This window comes from uncultured Sulfitobacter sp. (genome assembly GCF_947500075.1).
In the GTDB taxonomy this organism is placed as follows: domain Bacteria; phylum Pseudomonadota; class Alphaproteobacteria; order Rhodobacterales; family Rhodobacteraceae; genus Sulfitobacter.
The window spans coordinates 13,402-33,363 of sequence record NZ_CANMQS010000001.1; the positions used below are offsets into that span (position 1 = coordinate 13,402).

A 19,962-nucleotide genomic window follows, 5' to 3' on the forward strand; every position below is an offset into this window, starting at 1 on the left:
TTACACCGCCATTTCAGCGTTTGGGCGATTTCGCAGAAAGGACCAGAACAACACCGCGCCAAGCATTTTGGCAGCACTGATTAGGACAACAGCAGTCCAGTCGAAGAAGCCAACCATGTGGAGGAAGACAACAGTATCAACGGGCACAGCCACGGCGGACGAAAACAAAATTCGTTGGGACAGTGGCTTACGTGTGAACGTATAGACCGCCCAATCGATAGCTTCGGAAATTAGGAAAGCTGTGACACTAGCCAACGCAACGACAGGTGCCGACATAAAGTAGCTGATGCCACCTGCTGCCAGCATTGCGATGACCACCCAGTGTCCAATCTCCCGTTGCGCGAAGTCCCGGAACACAAAAACAAAGCCAACGACAAGCATCACGGGCGGGAACATCGTGCCCAGTATCGGCACCATCGGCACCACCACAAAAAGCCAATTGATCGCTACCACAGCAGCGATATAGGCGGTTGTCCAAAACCCTTTGGGCATAAGTTCCTCCACAGAAAATTGTTTGTGGGGTGAACCTGTCAGAGTTGATCTGTTTGATGTTGTGCACATCTGACCCAAAGGGTTGCAAAAATTGCCCAAATTGGATGCTATGATGGCGGCGGAAAGCAAAAAACTTGATTTGATCAAGTTTTCCCGCGCATTCAGTCAATGATTTCATAAGCCTAGTTGTGCCCCGAACCGACTTGGCAGCATGGGCAGTAAGTTGGATTTTTAGGCCGATGCAAATTCAATGGCTGCCAAATTCGGCTTCAAAGTGAACTTCGCGTCTAGCATCCGTGCAATCTGGCGCACGATCTCTAGCCCAAAGCCCGCCTGACCATTTGGATCTTCAACACAATTGATTTCATCAACCACATGAACCGCGATGCGGGTTTCATCAACTTCCGCTCGAACCGTTACACTCAATCCATCTTCGCTCATGCGGACGGCATTTTGAACCAAGTTGGAAACGGCTTCCCAAACCAAATTAGCATCAGATGTCATTTGGTGGTTGGTGGGTATCACGTTCAAAATAACGCCACGCTGATTGGCTTCCGGCTCAAAGGTCTGCAGCACTTGGTCGAACACACGCTGAAGCGCGAACTCTTCGCAAATGATGTCAATCCGGCCTGCCTCTCGCTTCGCGTAAGCGAGCACCTTGTCGATAAATCCAGATGCGGTTTGTCCAATAGCACGAGCCTGCTCCAGTGGTGCACCCGCTGGGGTGTCTTTGTGTTCGATCACCAGCCCATCCAACATCATGTTCACAGTATGCATGGGTTGGCGCAGATCATGGCCTATCGAGCGTATCAGATGCTGCTGGAACTCAAAGGCATCGCGCAGGTCTTTGGTTTGGTTGGCGACTTCTTCTTCAAGGTCAGCTTCATGCTGTTTGATGGCATCAAAAGCAACTTCACGATCTGAAACAGCCCCGCCAATCATCAAGGTTGAGATCGCCGTCAGCAGCAAAAGCACTTGCAGGGAGATACGCTCCCCCTCAAATCCAAACCAGTTGGCGGCAGGAGGCGTTAACAGCGCAGTTAACACAATTGCCGTTGCGGCAGATGGGAGACCGCCTCGTACTGCAAAAATCACAGGTGGCAGCAAGATCAGATAGAACAGCGAGTCCAAATAGGTGCCTTTGGATGGAGCCCAAAACGCAATGAACATCGCCAACAGGATCGTCACCAACTGAAACGCTATGACGCGCCACTCGGGTAGAACTGCCTGTACTCCACGGCCAAAGAACCACAGCAGGAACGGAACCAGTATTGGCAGTGGGATCAACGTCCCAATGGCATCGCCTACGGCCCATGGTAGCAGTATTTCCCAGGCAACGGGCCACGGGAAGTTGCCCACAGCAGCATGAAGCGACACCCCGCTAAGAGCCCCCAATAGTGCTGCAGCCAAAGCAATCGCAATTAAATGAAGTTGGTTCTTCAAGTCACGGATCGGTAAGCTCACCCCAATCAAGTGACGTGCGACCAAACCCGCTCCAGTGTAAATCACGTAGAGGCGAAACCCGTGCAAGATCGGATCCCTATAGTTGGTGAACTCAACGCCAAGCACTCCGCAAATAGCTGGGATCGCCAGCAGCAGGTTTGCCACCAACGGGGCCAAGAGGAACTTTCGAGGAGCCGTCAATGCGACAGCCAACGTGACGCCTGCAGGCAAGAACCAAAGACTCGCGTAGGTTTCAAAGAAGTCAAAAACACCAGCAGAAACATATGCCGCGAGCCACAACAGAACGATTGCTGCAAATCGCAGCATGTCTCTGATCACCAAATCAAACTTCTTTTCCATATCCGATTTCTGCGTGAAACTGCTCCTCACAATCAATAAGAGAAATTTACTGATGAAACGCCTGCTCATTGCCGATGATCATCTTATGATTGGATCAGCGATGGTCTACCTGTTGAAGCAGCTGGACCCGTCGATCCACACGGTGTCAGTGGGTTCTGCAAAGGCTGCTCTCGAGACAGTGGCTGAAGGCAAGCCATTCGATCTGGTGCTGCTGGATTACGACATGCCAGGAACCAATGGGATCAAAGGCATGGGCCTGATCCACAAAGATCACCCAGAACAGACTGTGGGTATCATTTCGGGCAGAACAGATCCCCAATTGGTAAAGGCCGCCATTGCTGCGGGTGCTGTCGGTTGGCTCCCAAAATCAATGTCTGATGAACCGCTGCTCCACGCGTTGCGCATGATGGCGGCAGGTGGACAATTTGTACCATCCGACGTGCTGGCTGAGCTCAAATCCAGCGATGACCGTTGGGACCTGTTCAGTGAGGCAGAGCAGCGCGTGGCAAAACAGTTGGCACAGGGGTTGTCGGACAAGGAGATTGCACTCGGCTTGGGGTTAGAACCCAAAACAGTGCGCAATCATGTACGAAACATCCTTCGTAAAGCTGGTGCCGAGAGCAGAACCAAGTTTGCTCTGGCCTTTCACGAAAACCGCTAACCCCAACCTAACGTCACAGGTTTAGGCTCGTACAACCTCAACATCCAACGACTTGCCCGTATCAATGACATCCAACAGACGATCAATATTGGGGTGCGCTCCAGGTCGGTTCTTTGCATCAACCGTATGCTCCGCAAAAACTTCCAACCCATGTGCTGCAGCCTTTGCGTCAATGCTGCCGAAGATTTCTGCAAGATATTGATAAACGACCAGTGAACCCTGTTTCCCAGGCTTGTTCTCAATGGTGTCTACAGTCGCTCCAGCAGCATCCTTGAGGTCGATATGGCTAATTCCATCAACAGACGCCAGCAGTTGCAAGTTGTCTTTGAATGAAGCTGTTGGCGTGATCATCTTTGTTTCCTATTCAGGTATCTGCGAACGCTCTTAACAGGATCGGCGTCACGCACCAAGGTGCGAAGAATAGGGTACGGCTCTGTCCGGCCATTGGCCATAATTTGCGAGTGCTGCAGTCGCAGCCGGCATTGCCGCCATTCGCGGCAACCGCGAAATTTGGTCTGGCTCAAACCTACTGATCGCGGAAGAATCCACTGTTGCCAGTTTGTGATACTGCATCTGCTTTGGTAACGATAAGCAATTAGTAAGCCCATGTACTTGGAGAGCGGCATTTGGGAAATTATGATTTTGAAGGGCTTTCTCCGCTCGATTTTGAAGAGCTAAGCAACGATCTCGTCGGGGCAGAACTTTCGGTGCGTGTTGAGAGCTTCACCCCTGGACCAGATGGCGGCATGGATGGGCGCTTTGATTGGCTAAGTGGCAAAGGGATTGTGCAGTCGAAACATACGAAAAGGAGCAGCTTTTCAAAGCTAAAGCGCAGCATACTGGAGGCAAAAACGCAAATCGATCAGCTAAAGCCGACACGGTACTTTCTGAGTACATCTCTGGGACTAACACCTGACCACAAGACAGCACTAAAGTCAGTCCTCGAACCACACATTCAATCAACTGAAGACATTTTGGATAAGGGAGCTATCAACACTCTTTTGCGGAAATTTCCACATGTGGAGAAGAGCCACCATAAGCTTTGGCTGCACAGTTCCGGTGTTCTTAGCCGAATGCTTAACAATGCGACGGCAAACCGAACATCGCTAGTTGTGGAAGAGATCGAGCGTGCCAACGAAGTTTTTGTCTCTCATCAAGGATACCTAGATGCCCAAAAGGTAATAGATGCCCAGAAGGTTCTGATTGTGGCAGGTCCGCCAGGGGTCGGCAAAACTACTTTGTCTCTCGTTATCGCGTCCAGATTTCTCGAGGATGATTGGGGTATCGTAGCGGTGTCAAGCATCACTGAAGCATTGAAAAACTTTGAAAAGACGACGAAACAAGTTTTTTTCTTTGACGATTTTCTGGGTGCTATTCGCTTAGATCAGTACTCGCTTTCGCACTCAGAGAATGACTTCAAGCGCTTCATCGCGATGATCCGAAAAAACCCGGCAACAAAACGCTTCATCTTGACCACTCGAAAGTACATCCTCGCTGAAGCGCGGATCGCCTCTGAAGCTTTGGCGGACGATGTTGTGCGTCTATCTGATGTTGTAATAGACCTTAAGACATACAGTGACCAGATCAAGGCTAAGGTCCTCTACAATCACCTGTATTTTTCAAACCTTGATCAAGAACACATCAACGCATTGGTGAAGTCGGAAAGACTCTTGGACATAATCCAACACAAAAACTACATGCCGAGACTGATCGAGTGGCTAACGGATACAGATCGTTTGATCGGTTGTGCACCAAACCAATATGTTGATCACTTTTTGCGAACATTGGCGCAACCGGATAAAATTTGGGAGCATGCTGTGACTCGCCATCTAGACAGCCGGTCTCAGTTACTTCTCTTTTGTCTATTTTTGGAACCATATTCCAATTTTGCGGCGGTACACAAACGTTGGTTCGACAGCGCAAACTTCGCTTTGTCGCAGGCGCAGAATTATCAAGTATCGACAACCGACTACTCTGACGCCCTAAAGGTTCTAGAGGGGTCGTTTGTATTGCTTGGAGGGTGGCGTGTTGAATTCATCAACCCTTCTTTGCAGGATTTTCTGAGTAGACAATTGCGGGCTTCTCCAATGCTGACGGCCTTAGCAAGTAGTATTGCAACCCAAGATCAAGCCCTAAAGATATGGCGTTTCTTTCGCTTCGAAAAGCAGTTGAGCAAAAGCAGACAAGCCGAAGTGTATCAAGCGTTGCGTGACGCCTGCTTGCGGCCTTCAAGCAGCGTCGAGAGGAACGTTAGCGTTTGTCAATTTGTAGAGTTCGCCCACTACGTTCTTGATTTCTTAGACGATGGCGACGGCGTAGCCGAATTTCTGACAGAAGAACGGTTAGCTGAGCAGGACAATGATCTATCCGAGTTTCCGCGTTTTTTGGAAGAAGTCGAAGATGGCTATTATGAACATTTGGACCAAGACTGGCTACGTAGCTACATGTCCCGACGCTTTATTGCGGCACTGCAAGACATAACCACAGACTTCGATGATTACTTTGGCTTTTTAGGTGAGATAGAGAGCGTTGCGCCAGATTTCACGGACGACGAAGTTTCCGCGATCGATGAGGCAACAACATATGTTGCAGAAAACACTGAACTGCCAGAAAAAAACGCCGAAGAAGGCGAACGTCTGAAAGACATGCTTGACGAAATTGACCTGTTCGAACGCTGGACAACATCGCGCGCCCCTGACGAACTACGACAGAGCATTATACAACGATGCAACGACATCGACGCGGAAAGAGCATACTTAGAGGAACAAGCGATGGATGAGTATTATCTGCAAGCCCCAGCAAATCAGACACGTTTTGACCCAACGGTTGCGACGCCATCGCAGTTTACGACACCCCCGTCACGCTCACTTCAATACCGCCCATCAACCACCTTCAGTGCGACCGATGCCGAAAGAATGTTCTCAAATTTGATTGAGCATGCCGACGATTCGTAGCTGAATAGGGTCGGCTAAGAGAACAGATCTCCTTGTGGCCGATAAGCGTCCAGCTCTTTGTAGTAAGTTGCCATGTGTTTGAGGAAATCGGCGTCAACATTGCGGTATTCGAATGGGTAAATTTCTAAATTACCAGATCGTTTATCACCGACCATCGGGTACTCAACCAAACAAAATCTATACTCTTCAATGGCCGATGGAATTGGTTGTGCAAGCGCTGCGATGATTGCCTCCTTTTGGGACCTCTTCAATGCAGGTTCTCGGTTCGGGTAAACAAGAACGTGGTAGATTTTTCCGGCACGTCGAAATCCGAAGTCCGGCCTGATTTTCAACTCAACATCTTCGCCAATCAACTGCGTACTTGGACCGACGTCTACGTACTCTGCTTCGTCGAGCCCGAGTTCTTCGATCAGAAACTCAAACAAGTAGGTTTTTGCCCTAGACTCTCCTGGTCCATCCAAGGATGCAAGAAAGTCGTGCGCGTGCTGCTTATCCAAACCTTTGAGTACTTTGTTCACGACATCGAAGAGATTTTGGTAGTTCCACATACCCCCATCCCTCGAGTGATAGTCCGCTATTTTCGACGAGATGCGACTGACCTCTTGAGGAGTTCCCGGGGCTCCAAAGACTGGTGGGTTAAACAGCAAAACGCCTCGGATGAACTCTGATTTTGATTTCCGGATCATTGTACCGCCACGCTAAGTATCGAATAGGTCTTCAATGCTCTGAAGCCAAGTTTGGATTTCGTCAAAACCGCCGCATTCCTTTAAGCGCACTACACTCATACGCCTCGCGGCTTCACCATTGATCACCTTCTTCGCTTTCGAGATCTTTTTCTTTTGCTTCTCTTCCGAGAGGTCGCCCCATGGGGAAGGAGAGCTGGCGGCATGAAGGGCTTGCGCGACAATCTGGGGAACATCATCAAAGTCGCCAAACGCAGCGAGTAACGTCACCTCAATACCATTGGCCCGATAGGCTTCAGCTATGGCATCTGGGTGGATGTAATTTTCCATTTCTCGCTTAGCTGTGGTGTGGGCAGTGCAGCCATCACGCGCGTTCACAGCCGCTACGTGGGCTGCATACTTAGGCTCTTGGTCAGGTGGGTTATCCCTGTCACATATGTGGATTTCCGGCCTGTTTAATGCTTGTAGCCGGTCAGCCCAAAGCGCCAAGCAACTCCCACCGAGTGGAACGAATATTATCTCGCCATTGGCTTCCGAGGCTTCCAAGTCTGAGACGTTTTCACCGGCTTGGGCCAGCAACTTTGAAATCTCTGAGAGGAACACAATGTCGTTCGGACCTTCGACCGCAATGAACGCTTTAACAGAGTGATCAGCCAGCACTCCCAAGGATTTGGATATGCGGGCGTTTAGTTCTCCGCCGCCCGTCGCTAGCGCCCGGTGTGGACCTTCATCGTGAATAAACCGGAGTTGATGTTCAGGAACTGCACGCGCCAACATGGGCGTGTGAGTAGTAACTATGACTTGTCGAGTTGGATCTGTAGTAAGACGTTGGAGTACCGAAAGAAGCAGCCGCTGGTTGCGCGGGTGCTGGCTCGTTTCAGGCTCTTCGATAGCATATATTACGGATGCGTTGTCTGTTTCGGCTGCACGCGCCTCGACTTGGGCTCTGAAGAAATTGAGCAGGATAAGCCGGCGAACACCGCTTCCTCTTTTATTTAAGGGAATCCCGTTTTCACCGGTGACGCTGGTTTGAAACAAGGATTCCCACTTCTTAGTTTTGACCACAGGGTCCAGGGTTGCGGATAGATCAGCATCCATTTCTGCAACCTTTTCAAGGGTCTGTTGCGCCACCTTGCTTACTTCATCCTTTACGCGCTCGGTTATCGCTGCCAAGTCACCTTCTACAGCCTTGACAGCTTGCGCGATTGCCGCGTTCAGCGGATCTTGTGCCTCGGCATCTTGGTCAGTGCTGGCGCGATCAGACTTGAACAACCAGAAAGCCGGTAGGTATTTGCTAAGTGCTACCCACGCCTGCTTACCTGCTTCCTTTTGTAAGTCCACTTCACTAAGAGCCGGTTGCAGGTCATCGTTCGACCCCCATATTGCTGCCCTCAGCTCAGCGTTCACAGATTTGTTTACTCCATCTAGGTCAACTCCGAGGTCATTAGCGCGCTTGACCAACTCAGCTCGTTTGAGCGTCAATAGATCAGATCGGTTCTCAGCGGTCGGGTGAAGTGCATTTGCGCATATACTAGATACTTTTGGAGACGCCGACGCCGCATTGTATGTCTTTGTGATTTCGAGATTTCCAACTTCATTTAGCAAGTACTCACCTGCCAGAGTCGTCGGATGTTCAGCATCAACAATCAGTGTTTCCGGCAAATCCGAAAACTCGCAGGTGATCTTTACATTTTGAGCGTCTCCATCAACTGAAGCATCATTTTGATCCATTTTGCTTTGCTCAAAGAAAATTGACATAGCTTCGAGCAATGCAGACTTACCAACATCATTTTTTCCGACAATGGCCGTGAAGGATTCGATCTTGATTTTGAAAGGAGCCTGATAGCATCTGAAGTTTTGAACAGTGACTGAAACAAGTCTCAAAAAAAAATACCTGTCGATATTAATAAAATGGAACGTTAAGCTTGGGGTATCTGAGGCGCTGACACTTGAAACAATGAGCAACCGCGCCTTAATTGTACAGAGCAATACAGCAGGACCTGCTTCCGGCGTGCTCCTAAATGTCAGCTTTTTTTGCTTACCGAGTTAATCTTCTGGAGCACGCAGTGGATGCCCGGAATCCGCCCTCCCTTCCAGGGCATCACTTCCGGCGATACTCCAACAGCCTCTTCTTTGACCAGTCAGGTATCAGCTGCGCTATCTCATCCGTTGGCCTGATTTTGCTGTAGTAGGCGTCGATCATCTTGCTGGATGTACCCACGTTGCGACCCAGCAGGTGATGCCCAACACCTTCGCGGATTTGCTGGGTGATGTAGAAGTGGCGGAAGCTGAAGCTGTCTCTGAGTTTGCCGTTGCGGGCCTCGCGTAGATCAGCGGCGATCAACAGCTTTGCCAGACCAATTTTGAAACTGCGGATACGCTTGCCCTCGTGGTTGAAGAACACTGGGTCACTGTCCTCGGGCATCCTGCCCGTGGCTACATAAAACAGCGACTTGAGAAGGTTTATGAATGTCAGCGTTTCCGGCATGGCAGCCATCTCACGTTCTTTGCCTTTGCCACGCACCTGCATCACCGTGACGTCGCAGAGTTCACCGTTTTCCGCGTGGATTTTCCTCGCTTCGATGTCGCCCCAACTGAGATTGAACAGTTCGGTGGGCCGCATGCCAGTGAACGCCGCGATCATGCAGAAGCAATGTAAACGCAGCCGGTCCTGGTACGTTTTCTGGTTCTTGCCTGTTGGATCGTTTTGGGAAAACTCATACTCACGCACGCGATCTTCGGAGACGGATTTCAGATGCATGAACTCTTCCCACGTGAACCCAGGCCTGCTGTTGTCTTTTCGGCGCTTGTCTTTGGGCGCGTGGATCTCAGGGATTTCAATGACGTAGCCACGGCGTTGGCCAAACTCGAACAGCTGGCGCAACAGTAGGCTTTCCTTGTGCAGGGTCGATTTCGATGGATAGCCTTCCTTCACAGGGCGGAATATCTTTGTCTTCTGCCCCTTGATTATGCGGGTGTATTCGATCAGTGGGTTTTTTGATCCTGGTCCCGTGATCCAGTATTCCTTTCGAAAATCCCAGTATTCGTCGATGTCATCGGCTTTCAGCGCACTCATCAGCTTGCCCTTGAAGTGCGCCACAAAGTAACGGCGGACAATCATCGGATACTGTTTGGCGTGATATTCCGCTTTCTCCCCGCGCTGCACGGCCAGTTCGATACCCGCTATGAACTCCTCTGCGATCTTCTCGAAGTGCTTTTTGTTTACGGACAACCCTACCTCTGCCAGCGCACATGCTTTGATCCATTTGGATTGAGCGCGGCGTTCCGCCTCAATGGGGTCTGAGGTGCCCAAAGACAGCCGCTGCTGCCCCTGGCCCTTGATTGAGTACTGCACGTAGTAGCGCCCGTTAGGTGGGCGTTGATAGAGCGTGTAACCTTCTGAAACTGGGTCCATTTTGATCTGCCTGTGGTTGATGTCGCCTTTGGCATAAAGCCACCGCATCATCTGGACGAGTTCAAGAAATGGTTCTTACGGGCTCAGCCTGTGGATCACAGTCGCCCCAAAGTTCATGCACAAAAACAATATCTTCGCCAAGTTTGAGGAATGGTTCAGACCCAACGTGTCAACAAAGGAGACACGCAATGGAACAATCCAAAATCAACCGCTGGGTCGAAGTCAGCTTTCAACGCGACCTGGTTCACGGTGACAAAAATGTTGAGGTGCCTATTGGCCAGCGGCATCGTCATCGCGTTACGTTTTCCGTACGGGTGAACGTGCATCATGCGGATCGTGAAATCGAGTATTTTGCTCTTCGCAAGTTCTGCATGCAGCTTTGGCCCGGTGATACGCACCAAGTTGGTGATGCCAGCCTGGAGGCGATTGCTGAGCGCATGTTGAGCCAGCTGGTAGCTGAGTATCCAAACCGTAACTGGGAACTTCGGGTTCTGGAAGATGCCGAGAATGGCGCGGTGATCCAATACGCGGACGCCGCCTAAGACCCAATAGGAAAGCCGCTGGCGCGAACCAGCGGCTTTCACAGCACGTACTGCGGGATTACCCTTTTGGCTTGCCAGCGGGCTTCTTTGGCTTTGTTTTCACCATCTGCCCAAGCGCATCATCCAACTCTCCAGCCAGAACTGCTGAACGCACGGTTTGCAGCACCTCAACCAAGTTGGTGATCTCTCCGACCTCAATGCTGTTCTTGTCTTCCAGCAGTGGCAGTTCCTTCGCTCCATCCCGCAGGGTCAGCATCCAAGCGCCAGTGTGATGTTGCCACCACCATTTGCGGACTGCGCGCTGTTCAGTGATCTGTTTGCGTTCGCCGTCCTCCCCGCGCACCCATTTGCGGATGTCTTCAAGAAATTCTTCATCCCGCAGCTCAGCTTCAGCAGCTTCGATTTGGGTTTCCAGCTTGCGCAGGAGGTTCAAACGCTTCTTTGCCACCGGCGAAACGGGTGTTTTCTGAGAGCTCACAGTGAGCGAAAGTTGGGAAAGATGTTGCATGGCATGGGCCTTCTTGTTTGGAACATGCCAGGATCAGTTAATGCCACCTGATGCGAAGAGCGAATGGTTTATGCGTCTTCCAACACCTGCAAGTCATCCATCACCTCCACAAAGGTCATCTCCACATTGATCCGCGCCACCAATTGTTCCAGCTCATCATACGCTTGGTTTAAGTTCTCCGCATATGGTTGGCGGAAATGCGGGTTGCCAACGAATGTGGCCATGATGGTTTTTGTGACGCTCATCAGTGTTTCCAACACACGCCGACTTGGTTGGCGGTTCCGCGTGACCAAGCAGGAATAGTATGATGGCCCCATTCCCAGAATTCTGCGAGAAAACGCCTGCTGGGACCGGGTTAGGTTATTTCGTCGGTATAAATGGAACGCATCTCTTAGGATGTTGTCACCTGCGTATTCGTTGTATCTCATGGATTATTTCCTTTGCTGCTCAGCTATTTATCCGCGCAGCAAAGCCGCCTTAAATAATGATTTCAGAACAGCGAAGTTGTATAAATAGAAGCAGTTGCAGGAGACTGCACTGCACATAGAGGGAACTGAACTTGAAACGGGGGCGGGACGAAGACCGTCACTATGAGGCACCCTTAGCCGACTGGAACGTAGCTGCGTTGGGCCCTGAAAACCGAATGGGACATCCCAACAATTGGACTGCCAGGCATCACCAGATGCGAAATGGTCACCTCCGTGGAGAACTGTGGTTTCTTGATGGGGTAGAAATTTGACTGTGGTAGGCGTTGGAAATTGCGCTGAAGCAGTGCTTGCTGGTGTCGGTTTCATAGCACCGGTGAGCAGCTGGATATCATATCCTAACCGTGCATTGAGGTCGGGAATGAGGACGGAGAACGGGGCACCGCCGTCCAAGCAACATGCACATTCCTTATGAAAAAAGCGATCAACTCGTCTGAAGTCTGGAACTTCGAAGACCCTCTCCCCTCCACAACCACTTCTTCCAAGTTGGTTCGCTGGGGGGGGGGGAGAAAAAGCTCTAATCTGTCTGAGTATGGAAGTTCAGCTTTCAGCTTCACTCAAGTCGCCAGTGATAGTCATCCAAAATCAGTGTTCTTGGTTCTTTCAAAAAGCAATGAAACGAAACACAAAATCGATGTTCACGCCAGTTGAGCGTCAGCGAATACTGGATGTGCACAGAAGATTTGTGCGGCATGTGCGCAAGCAGATGCCAAAGCGACCAAGCTTATGATTGCTTATGGATTTGTTTGCGTTCTGTGTCTCATCGGACTGCATTGGCTTCCCGGATATCTTTGCAAAACACAACCAGCACAGGAAAAGGTCTGTGTTCATCAAAGACGCTCAGTGCTTGGCGGCTTTCAATTCCATCGGATTCACATAGACGATGCTGTCACCAACAGACACCATCACTTCGCCTTCTTGGATGTTCACCTGCATCTGCATGCTGCGGCTGGCCAATTCGGCCAGTTGTTTACTTTCTGATTGAGCGAGGTTCACCACGGTCAGGTTATCAAACCGCGTGGTGCTGTTTTTTATCTTTGACCACCACATATCCGCTGGATTGCCCCCATACGAATAGATGATTACGGACTTGGCTTTGCCGCAGGATTGACGGACGATCCTTTCACTGGGCAAACCCAATGTGATCCATCTGTTGAGTTCACCGCTAAAACTCTTTTCCCAAATGTCTGGCTCATCGTCCGTGGATAGCCCTTTGGTCATTTCCAGCTGTTCATCCGCATTCAACGCGAACGCCAAAATGCGCAGCATCATGCGTTCATCGGTTTCCGAGGGATGCTTGGCCACAGTCAGTTTGTGCGTCTCATAATAGTGGCGATCCATATCTGAGACAGAGAGCTCGACTTTGTAGATGGTGGCTTTCTGCGCCATGTTGGCTCCCGGTTGCTTGGTTAGGGATGCCTAGTTGGTCTGATGGGCCAGTGAAAGCTCAAAACCAACCAAAGGGGCAGGCAACCAAGTTGGGAAAACCAACCAAAACTTTCCTGAAAGAACTCTTTCCAAGAACTTCCCGAGAAAAACCCCATCACATAGGCGGTTGCTGGCGTGTCCGACGAATGTCCCGATAATACAATTCTGCTGGTTGAACCCGACGTAAACTATCCGCGTTGGCCAAGTACATGCCAAAATCAAAGTGGTTCCGCCCCACATGCTCGGGGATCAAGGTGCGCCCGTTGAACTGAACCCTTTGCTGGCCATCTACGAACACACGAACTTCCCCATCATTGCCGGTGCTCCAACGCACGTAGACAACGAAATGCGCCCAACGCCCTTCAATCTCGCGTAGGTCAATCACAGGGATCAGCTCATCTGGTTGGCAATCACCGTGACGATGCCCGGGGATGATCTGGCTGGTACGCAAATGCAGCATATGAGAGTTCCGCCCGCCCCAAATGCCAAAGTTCATGTGCGGGCAAACCCCGTTGTGCCATTGCCCAAACAGATAGTAGCCACGGGTTTGGCGCGGCCCAAAAGGAAAACCGTCGGGGAAACCAATATCCCATTCATACCAAGCTTCACGGGGCTGAATGCGCCCAAAGCGGGTGCCACGGTGGTTGTTTTCCGCAAGCTCACTGCGCACAGCGTTGTAGGAACAATCGCCTTGATCCAATGGGCTACCGCATTCGCCAGTTCTGATTTCAAAGCGATGAACCGGGCTGTTGCCACTTCCGCCAAATGGGTCTGTGCGGATCACGCTGTAGCTGTTGGGTAGGTTCCGGTGCTTTTCAAAGAAGGCCCGTCGCGGCCCTGTTTCCATGCGGTTGTAAGTGAATGTGCCGTGGTTTTCCTGTGCATGGATTGTCGATGGTTGGATTGAACCAATCAACAGCACCAAAATTGTGGCGAAGACTTTCATAAGATGTCCCTTTGGGCAAAATGCGTGAGACTGAAAACTCGATCAAATCAAGTTTTTGGCCAGTCAATCGGCCAAGTTGATCGACCGGATGGTTGCTTCCCAACGCAGAAATGGATGCAAAGCAGGCTCCACATCATCCAACTGCAACACCGGCCAGCAATCGCTCCAAACTTGGTTCACCCCGATGATGCGATCCGTGTTGTCGTATCTGGTGGCCACAGCGCGGGAATGGTTGGGCTGATACCCCCGCAGTTTGAAACGCAGCGCAGTGATGGCGGCCTCGCCACCGTTTCGCACTGTGATCCGCACATGATCTCTGGGGCAGTTCTGCGCAAAAGCAGCCGAAATGATCACATTCTCAGTGTCTTCGGCCAGCTGATCTGCCCCATATTTGTACAGCGCAGCAATGCAGCAGAGCCCAACAATGAGCCAACGCGGATTGCGGAAACCCCACCCCAAAAGGTGGAACGCGAGCAGCAGAAACAGCGCAACAACAAGACCCGCCAGCAGCGCCATTCAGCGAAGTTCGCCCGCATAATTGTTGAGCACAGAACCACGCCCGTATTGGGCTTCCAGCTTGCGAACCGCATCTGTTTGGTTCGACGCACTCACTTGCACTTTGGTGGTCTGCCCATTGCTAAGTCGAACTGTGGCTTCAAAAGTCTTCATCTGCTGCTCCTTGGTGTTCAAAGACGGGTTTGATCTCGGATATCGGCTCAAAGAGCCGACTATCGCAGCAATAAGCGAAACCACATTACATGGGCAAGTGCTTTACACGGCTTTATAGATCATCATATGAGTAAGCAGTTGAAACAAAACATCGGGTTGCGCGTGAAAGCTGCACGTACCCAACAGGGGCTCACACAGGCTCAACTGGCGGAAGCCATAGACAAGGCGTTCGAGACCATATCCAATATCGAGCGTGGGAAAACTGCGCCCAACTTTTCCACACTGTATGACATTGCCAATGTGCTGGGTCTGCCCATGCGGGAGTTCTTCGATGTGGATGAGGAAGACCTTACCGATGCGCGTCAACGGCTGCTTATGCAGGTGAACTCAATGATCGCGCAGATGGATGATCGACAGCTGAATCTACTGTTGAAGCTGGGCAAGGTGCTGCAGGAGGAAGGCGAAAGCTGAATTTTCCGGGGAAGTTTTGTTCAAAACTTTCCTCACGAAAGTTCTCCTGCGTTTTTTCCAACCGCGAAAGCCCGCAAGAACTTGATCAAATCAAGAAATCCACGCGTTTGGATTGCACATCACAGTTCTCGCAGCGGAAATCATCATAACAGCTGTGAAGCGTCCATTCCTGCTGGTTTTCGTCCCAACACGCATATGCATCCCGCAGGATATCGGCGGAACCACATTTGGTGCAGCGTGGCTTTGGCATCTGATCCGGCTCAACCATCACCATTCCTCAGCCAGCATGACGGTGAGCACACGACGGGTTTTGCTCAGGTCTGTTGGATCATCCGAGCCCATGAAATAGTCGTTGTCATACGCGTCAATTTTCCAAAAGCAGGTTTCGCCCAAGTATTCAAAGGTGCCAAAGTCATGCTCCCCGTGTGGGTCATTGTCCTCGGTGAACACACTGAACTCACTGACAATCTGGACGATCTCATCGCCATCCACCTTGTTCCGCTTGAGCAGTTCGATGATACCAGCGGTGAGGAACCGCATCCCTGGCACGCTGGGATCACATCGTCGGAACTGATCGTTCAGTTGAGCTATCTCGGTGGTTCTGGATGACGCCATTGGGGACCTTTGAGCTGTGGGGCCCCGTGGAGTTATGGCGATGTGAAGAGCAGAGCGACCGTTTATTAATGGTCAACTGATGCAAAATGAGCTGACGCACGGTTGCCGACATGGTCAGGGTCGAAGAACGACGTTAAGGTCTTTCCAAACATATTGGATGAAACACTTGCAACAGCTGACCCCGAGCATCGATGACTTGTCTCAAGAATACGTTTTGGTTCAAGCATGGAAAAAAGCGTCGGCGCATATTCGATACCATAATTGGTTCTCCGACACACTTCAGCTGGACCTAGCCGCCGCAGACTTGCCGCGTTTTATTGACAAGCTTTCAAAGAAAATTCGATCAGGAAGTTATGAAACCGACCCGTTGAAGTTGGTACCTGCCCCCAAAAGCCAGCATTGGCGGGTAAACGCAGACGGCGTCTGGGAGCCTCGCAAAAATGGCAATACAAAAATACGCCCCCTTGCCCATGTATCACTCGAAGATCAAGTTGTAGCAACAGCTGTCCTTCTTTGTTTGAGTGAGCGAGCAGAAACCGCTCAAGGAGATCCGCGCGGCAACTTCAAACGCGCAGAAATCCGCAAGTCGTTGATGTCATACGGCAATAGGCTTTTCTGCGATCTGGATGCGAATAACGAAACATTGAAACACCGCTGGGGGTCTTCAAAACTATATCGCGCATTCTTTGAGGACTATCGCGCTTTCTTGCAAAGACCGGAAGCAGTTGCCGCTTCTATCTCAAATCACGAAAACATACTTATTTTGCAGACCGACCTCAGTCAGTTTTATGATCGGGTGCAACCTACTCAACTATACGATTGTATTCGGACGCTTAGAGCCAAAGGCGACGATGAAGGCTTCTATGCGCTAGTAGAAAATCTTTTGAATTGGTCTTGGGATGCGTCCAGTCAAAAGCGCTTTGAAAATTACAGAATGAAAGCAGATATTCCTTCGTTTGACGGAGTAGCTTTACCTCAAGGCCTAGTGCCAGCGGGGTTCTTCGCAAACTTAGTTATGCTGGATTTCGACACAGCTGTTCTTTCAAAGATTGGTAGCAATATTGCGCCTGGGGTTACGTTGCATGATGCTTGCCGATACGTGGACGACGTTCGACTGACAATTTCGGTTCCTTCAGACCTCAACCCAGAAACCGTCCAGGAAGCTACAATGTCTTGGCTCAGCAATGTGCTAACCGAACACTGTCCAGGCCAAAAATTCTCTGTTGAAAAGACGACAACGACATCGTTGGACAGCTCAAGTGTGCCGCTTGTTCAACAGTCGCGGAAAATGGAGCGAATCCAAAAGGCAATCTCAAGCGGCTTTGACGCTACCGGTGGAGAAGAGGTCATTCAGGCGCTTGAATCTTTGGTGCGGACGCAAAGCAATCTCACAAACTCGGATACAACATATCAGCTCAATGCCGTTCGAGCGGTACCGGATGTAAAAGATGAAACCATAGGCCGTTTTGCAGCTGGACGGTTCAGGAAGACATTTCGTTCTTTAAGGCCTCTCCTCGATGAACGAGTTTTTCGGAACGACGAGGAATACGATGAAACCTTCAAGAGGCGACAGCTTACCAGACAGGACTTGGACAACGAAGCGCACACTTTTGCGATAACGCTCGTCCGAAAATGGATAGAAGATCCATCGAACGTAAGGTTACTTAGAATTGCTTTGGACCTTTGGCCTTCGCGACTTCTGTTGGAACCAGTTCTCAAGCTTATCGACCCATATCTTAGGGGTGACATTCGAAACTATGACCAACGAAGGATAGCACTGTATTGCCTTGCTGAGATACTCAAAGCAGGAGCCGTTGAAACTGGCTTTGTCGAAGATGCAGAGTGTTTACCAGAGTCGATCGACATAACTGAGTATCGAAACTTGTTGCTTTCGACTGCCAGGTTGGTGTTAAGCCAAAAGAGCTTTGCATCGCCATGGTACTTGAAACAGCAAGCATTGTTGTTCGTCGCCGTGAATGATCCAAAAGCTATCGTCAGACCCAGGCGCAGTGCAAAAGAAGCGCAGTACTGGCAGCTGATCGAATTTCTCAATGGCACTTTTGAAGGGCTTTCTGATCGGGATTTCGCATTGCTCGCAATTGTCGCCCGCCGTTCCTTCTTGTCTAAAAAGGATATTCAGGAGTTGGTGCGCGGAGCGGTGACGACAAAACGTCATTTGGAGATTGCGAAGCGTGACCTTGAATTTGCGAGCGAGCTAATCACTGACGACACTCAGGTGTTTAGTGTGCATCCTGCGGTCCAAAGCGACATCGGGACCGCCAGTAGTGACACGTCGTTGGCAGCCGACTCACTGCACTCTTTGGTCATGCACGGAGGGCAACTCAATAGATTGCGAAACGACATTGGCGTCCTGTCTTTTGCCAAACGATTTCTAGAATTTGAGGGAAAAAACGCGCTACCAGACGTCATCCCACCCTCAAAAGTAACAATAAAAACCGAGGCCACCGGAAACTACGACGCGGTCACTTCAATCTCCATGGAACCTGCGGCCTTTAGCTCCAAATACAAGTCAATTTACTCTGTGCCGTCTTGGGCAAAACCAGAGCAACGCTGGCGGTTCCAGCTTGGTTATCTACTTCGGTTCATTTTGACCGCGCACGTAGACTTTGGTTTGCCGGTGCAGCGAACATCTTGGAGGGAAACCCAGCCTATATACAGGCCGACTAGGGCGCATTGGCTTCAGCGGCAGTACGGGTTCTACAATGGCCACGAGGCCTTTGGGGACGATTGGCTGCCAATTTCTCAAAGCACCCAAGACCTGTTGTTCAGTTTGTTAATTTGGCCGGGTTGCCGTGCTACAAGTTTCCAGTCTCATGAGATGTCACTACATGAGATGAAACTTACAATTGATAAAGCTCTAGAAACCGCAAAAGAAGCAATCGGCCCGTCGACCCAAACATTGATGCTCAGAGAGCACGCACCAATTCCTGGCACTGCAAAGAATGGCAGACCTCTCAGGGCCTGTGTTGTTCAGTCGATGATGCCTCAGAGCAACGACTTTGAACCCAGCGATTTAGAAATGCTATCTTCTGCAACTCGGAGAAAGCACCGGCAACACCTTTCGACCGCTTTGGCTGCAGTTGAAAAGATGTTGGACCTACGCGAGACACACAAACCCGAAAACAAAAGACTGGATTGGCTAATCTTCCCAGAGCTAGCAGTGCATCCAATAGACGTTCAGTCACACCTTGTCCCCTTCGCACGAGCCTTCAAAACCATCATTCTGACAGGGTTGACCTATGAACAGTTAGTCGAAGGCCAGCCATTGGTGAATTCCGCGCTTTGGGTGATCCCGCGCGAAATTCCAGGAAGAGGGTTGCAAGTTATGACCCGGCGGCAAGGCAAAATGAACCTGTCTCCAATGGAACAGCCGTTCAATTCTCCTAACCACAAGATTTCAGGCTTTCGACCGGCTCAATGGTTGGTCGGATACGAATGGTCTGACGACGATGCGGATGATCCGCTTTGGTTAACTGCCTCCATTTGTTACGATGCAACGGATCTTAAGCTCGCCAGTGACCTTCGAAACCGTTCGGATGTTTTTGCTATCCCGGCATTGAACCAAGATGTTGGAACTTTCGACCAAATGGCTCAAGCTCTTCACTACCACATGTACCAACTAGTGTTGATCGCCAACAACGGTGCTTTTGGCGGCAGTAACGCTCATTTACCCAAGGGTGAAGCTTTTCATCGAAAGGTCTTCCATTCACACGGGCAGCCACAGGCAACGATATCATTTTTTGAAATCGATGACATCAGCGATATGAAAGATCGATGGAACCAAGGTGAGCAAAAAGCAAATGGATGGAAGTTCCCTCCCGCTAGGTAGAGACGAAGGTATGGCCCCCATTTTTATCATCGGTACAATTCAGTGAGCGATGAAAGGCTGCATATTTTAACAAATGAAATCAGCATCTTAAACCAATATCATCACTCCCAAAGCACCATAAGCACGGCAAGGAGCGTTGCTAGGCTGCTGTGCTAGAACTGTGCTAGGTGCACGGCGCGGCGCTCACAACGCACTGTGCTAACAGGGGTTTTTCAACCTGTGCTAACACTGTGATAGGGTATTTTGCGCTTTTCAGCGATTTACGCTGCGGCGCAGAAATCAGACAAGCTATTGTTTTTGCTTGATTCAAATGGTGCCCGGGGGCGGAATCGAACCACCGACACGAGGATTTTCAATCCACTGCTCTACCCCTGAGCTACCCGGGCACGGGAGACCTTCATCAGGTCGGGTGAGCGGGTTCTAGGGCGTTGTGCGCAGGG

Annotated in this window: 19 protein-coding genes and 1 tRNA gene; 5 read left to right on the top strand and 15 right to left on the bottom strand. The window is 50.5% G+C overall.

Translation table 11 applies throughout. The features are described 5' to 3' along the window. Together Q1A91_RS00050 and Q1A91_RS00055 are read right to left on the bottom strand one after the other, a co-directional pair. Positions 1–492 carry a hypothetical protein gene (locus tag Q1A91_RS00050; protein WP_299871020.1) on the bottom strand — a complete coding sequence of 164 codons (492 nt, stop codon included), beginning with the start codon at positions 490–492 and terminating at the stop codon, positions 1–3. Positions 493–723: 231 nt separating this feature from the next. Then, on the bottom strand, positions 724–2,295 hold the full coding sequence (locus tag Q1A91_RS00055) for an MASE1 domain-containing protein (protein WP_299871023.1): 1,572 nt from the start codon (positions 2,293–2,295) through the stop codon (positions 724–726). Between Q1A91_RS00055 and Q1A91_RS00060 the strand changes: the two genes are divergently transcribed. After that, the gene (locus Q1A91_RS00060) at positions 2,261–2,956 is read left to right on the top strand and encodes a response regulator transcription factor (RefSeq protein ID WP_299871025.1); all 696 of its coding nucleotides are present in this window, start codon (positions 2,261–2,263) and stop codon (positions 2,954–2,956) included. The genes Q1A91_RS00055 and Q1A91_RS00060 overlap by 35 nt on opposite strands. Before the next feature lie 21 nt (positions 2,957–2,977). Here Q1A91_RS00060 and Q1A91_RS00065 read toward each other — a convergent pair whose 3' ends face one another. Continuing rightward, positions 2,978–3,307: a DUF2322 family protein gene (locus Q1A91_RS00065; RefSeq protein ID WP_299871027.1), complete on the bottom strand. Its 330-nt coding sequence runs from the start codon at positions 3,305–3,307 to the stop codon at positions 2,978–2,980. A gap of 275 nt (positions 3,308–3,582) precedes the next feature. Here Q1A91_RS00065 and Q1A91_RS00070 point away from each other — a divergent pair, with 275 nt between their 5' ends. Then, entirely contained in the window at positions 3,583–5,910 is a 2,328-nt protein-coding gene (locus Q1A91_RS00070) for a hypothetical protein (protein WP_299871029.1), read from the top strand. Positions 5,911–5,924: 14 nt separating this feature from the next. Here the strand turns inward: Q1A91_RS00070 and Q1A91_RS00075 are convergent, their stop codons facing one another. From Q1A91_RS00075 to Q1A91_RS00085, 3 genes are all read right to left on the bottom strand, one after another. Continuing rightward, positions 5,925–6,596: a hypothetical protein gene (locus Q1A91_RS00075; RefSeq protein ID WP_299871031.1), complete on the bottom strand. Its 672-nt coding sequence runs from the start codon at positions 6,594–6,596 to the stop codon at positions 5,925–5,927. 12 nt (positions 6,597–6,608) lie between these two features. Beyond that, the gene (locus Q1A91_RS00080; RefSeq protein ID WP_299871033.1) at positions 6,609–8,477 is read right to left on the bottom strand and encodes an ATP-binding protein; all 1,869 of its coding nucleotides are present in this window, start codon (positions 8,475–8,477) and stop codon (positions 6,609–6,611) included. Positions 8,478–8,694: 217 nt separating this feature from the next. After that, a complete protein-coding gene (locus Q1A91_RS00085; RefSeq protein ID WP_299871035.1) occupies positions 8,695–10,059 on the bottom strand; it encodes a tyrosine-type recombinase/integrase in 1,365 nt (454 codons plus the stop codon). Between the two features lie 137 nt (positions 10,060–10,196). On the opposite strand from Q1A91_RS00085, the gene Q1A91_RS00090 reads away from it, so the two are divergent. After that, positions 10,197–10,550 carry a hypothetical protein gene (locus Q1A91_RS00090; RefSeq protein WP_299871038.1) on the top strand — a complete coding sequence of 118 codons (354 nt, stop codon included), beginning with the start codon at positions 10,197–10,199 and terminating at the stop codon, positions 10,548–10,550. Between the two features lie 58 nt (positions 10,551–10,608). Here the strand turns inward: Q1A91_RS00090 and Q1A91_RS00095 are convergent, their stop codons facing one another. The 6 genes from Q1A91_RS00095 to Q1A91_RS00120 form a co-directional block, all read right to left on the bottom strand. Continuing rightward, positions 10,609–11,028 carry a DUF6641 family protein gene (locus tag Q1A91_RS00095; RefSeq protein WP_299871041.1) on the bottom strand — a complete coding sequence of 140 codons (420 nt, stop codon included), beginning with the start codon at positions 11,026–11,028 and terminating at the stop codon, positions 10,609–10,611. Between the two features lie 98 nt (positions 11,029–11,126). After that, positions 11,127–11,486: a DUF6626 family protein gene (locus Q1A91_RS23665; protein WP_367278617.1), complete on the bottom strand. Its 360-nt coding sequence runs from the start codon at positions 11,484–11,486 to the stop codon at positions 11,127–11,129. Between the two features lie 897 nt (positions 11,487–12,383). Next, positions 12,384–12,932 carry a YaeQ family protein gene (locus Q1A91_RS00105; protein WP_299871047.1) on the bottom strand — a complete coding sequence of 183 codons (549 nt, stop codon included), beginning with the start codon at positions 12,930–12,932 and terminating at the stop codon, positions 12,384–12,386. 154 nt (positions 12,933–13,086) lie between these two features. Continuing rightward, positions 13,087–13,917, bottom strand: coding sequence for a heparin lyase I family protein (locus Q1A91_RS00110; protein ID WP_299871050.1), 831 nt, complete (start codon positions 13,915–13,917; stop codon positions 13,087–13,089). A 63-nt stretch (positions 13,918–13,980) separates the two neighbouring features. After that, a complete protein-coding gene (locus tag Q1A91_RS00115; protein WP_299871053.1) occupies positions 13,981–14,433 on the bottom strand; it encodes a hypothetical protein in 453 nt (150 codons plus the stop codon). Then, the gene (locus Q1A91_RS00120) at positions 14,434–14,586 is read right to left on the bottom strand and encodes a hypothetical protein (protein WP_299871056.1); all 153 of its coding nucleotides are present in this window, start codon (positions 14,584–14,586) and stop codon (positions 14,434–14,436) included. Between the two features lie 126 nt (positions 14,587–14,712). Here Q1A91_RS00120 and Q1A91_RS00125 point away from each other — a divergent pair, with 126 nt between their 5' ends. After that, positions 14,713–15,057: a helix-turn-helix domain-containing protein gene (locus Q1A91_RS00125; RefSeq protein WP_299871058.1), complete on the top strand. Its 345-nt coding sequence runs from the start codon at positions 14,713–14,715 to the stop codon at positions 15,055–15,057. 85 nt (positions 15,058–15,142) lie between these two features. Here Q1A91_RS00125 and Q1A91_RS00130 read toward each other — a convergent pair whose 3' ends face one another. Both Q1A91_RS00130 and Q1A91_RS00135 read right to left on the bottom strand, forming a co-directional pair. Beyond that, a complete protein-coding gene (locus tag Q1A91_RS00130) occupies positions 15,143–15,325 on the bottom strand; it encodes a hypothetical protein (protein ID WP_299871061.1) in 183 nt (60 codons plus the stop codon). Continuing rightward, a complete protein-coding gene (locus tag Q1A91_RS00135; protein ID WP_299871064.1) occupies positions 15,325–15,597 on the bottom strand; it encodes a DUF3768 domain-containing protein in 273 nt (90 codons plus the stop codon). The genes Q1A91_RS00130 and Q1A91_RS00135 overlap by 1 nt, the downstream gene beginning before the upstream one ends. 241 nt (positions 15,598–15,838) lie before the next feature. Between Q1A91_RS00135 and Q1A91_RS00140 the strand changes: the two genes are divergently transcribed. Further along, the gene (locus Q1A91_RS00140; protein WP_299871067.1) at positions 15,839–19,522 is read left to right on the top strand and encodes an RNA-directed DNA polymerase; all 3,684 of its coding nucleotides are present in this window, start codon (positions 15,839–15,841) and stop codon (positions 19,520–19,522) included. Between the two features lie 311 nt (positions 19,523–19,833). Here Q1A91_RS00140 and Q1A91_RS00145 read toward each other — a convergent pair. Then, positions 19,834–19,908 (bottom strand) — tRNA-Phe (locus Q1A91_RS00145). Positions 19,909–19,962: the final 54 nt, after the last annotated feature.

Coding starts and splice junctions, on each gene's coding strand:
- Q1A91_RS00050 (WP_299871020.1), bottom strand. CDS start 492: ATGCCCAAAGGGTTTTGGACAACCGCCTATATCGCTGCTGTGGTAGCG.
- Q1A91_RS00060 (WP_299871025.1), top strand. CDS start 2,261: ATGTCTCTGATCACCAAATCAAACTTCTTTTCCATATCCGATTTCTGC.
- Q1A91_RS00055 (WP_299871023.1), bottom strand. CDS start 2,295: ATGGAAAAGAAGTTTGATTTGGTGATCAGAGACATGCTGCGATTTGCA.
- Q1A91_RS00065 (WP_299871027.1), bottom strand. CDS start 3,307: ATGATCACGCCAACAGCTTCATTCAAAGACAACTTGCAACTGCTGGCG.
- Q1A91_RS00075 (WP_299871031.1), bottom strand. CDS start 6,596: ATGATCCGGAAATCAAAATCAGAGTTCATCCGAGGCGTTTTGCTGTTT.
- Q1A91_RS00085 (WP_299871035.1), bottom strand. CDS start 10,059: ATGATGCGGTGGCTTTATGCCAAAGGCGACATCAACCACAGGCAGATC.
- Q1A91_RS00090 (WP_299871038.1), top strand. CDS start 10,197: ATGGAACAATCCAAAATCAACCGCTGGGTCGAAGTCAGCTTTCAACGC.
- Q1A91_RS23665 (WP_367278617.1), bottom strand. CDS start 11,486: ATGAGATACAACGAATACGCAGGTGACAACATCCTAAGAGATGCGTTC.
- Q1A91_RS00105 (WP_299871047.1), bottom strand. CDS start 12,932: ATGGCGCAGAAAGCCACCATCTACAAAGTCGAGCTCTCTGTCTCAGAT.
- Q1A91_RS00110 (WP_299871050.1), bottom strand. CDS start 13,917: ATGAAAGTCTTCGCCACAATTTTGGTGCTGTTGATTGGTTCAATCCAA.
- Q1A91_RS00115 (WP_299871053.1), bottom strand. CDS start 14,433: ATGGCGCTGCTGGCGGGTCTTGTTGTTGCGCTGTTTCTGCTGCTCGCG.
- Q1A91_RS00120 (WP_299871056.1), bottom strand. CDS start 14,586: ATGAAGACTTTTGAAGCCACAGTTCGACTTAGCAATGGGCAGACCACC.
- Q1A91_RS00125 (WP_299871058.1), top strand. CDS start 14,713: ATGAGTAAGCAGTTGAAACAAAACATCGGGTTGCGCGTGAAAGCTGCA.
- Q1A91_RS00130 (WP_299871061.1), bottom strand. CDS start 15,325: ATGGTTGAGCCGGATCAGATGCCAAAGCCACGCTGCACCAAATGTGGT.
- Q1A91_RS00135 (WP_299871064.1), bottom strand. CDS start 15,597: ATGCGGTTCCTCACCGCTGGTATCATCGAACTGCTCAAGCGGAACAAG.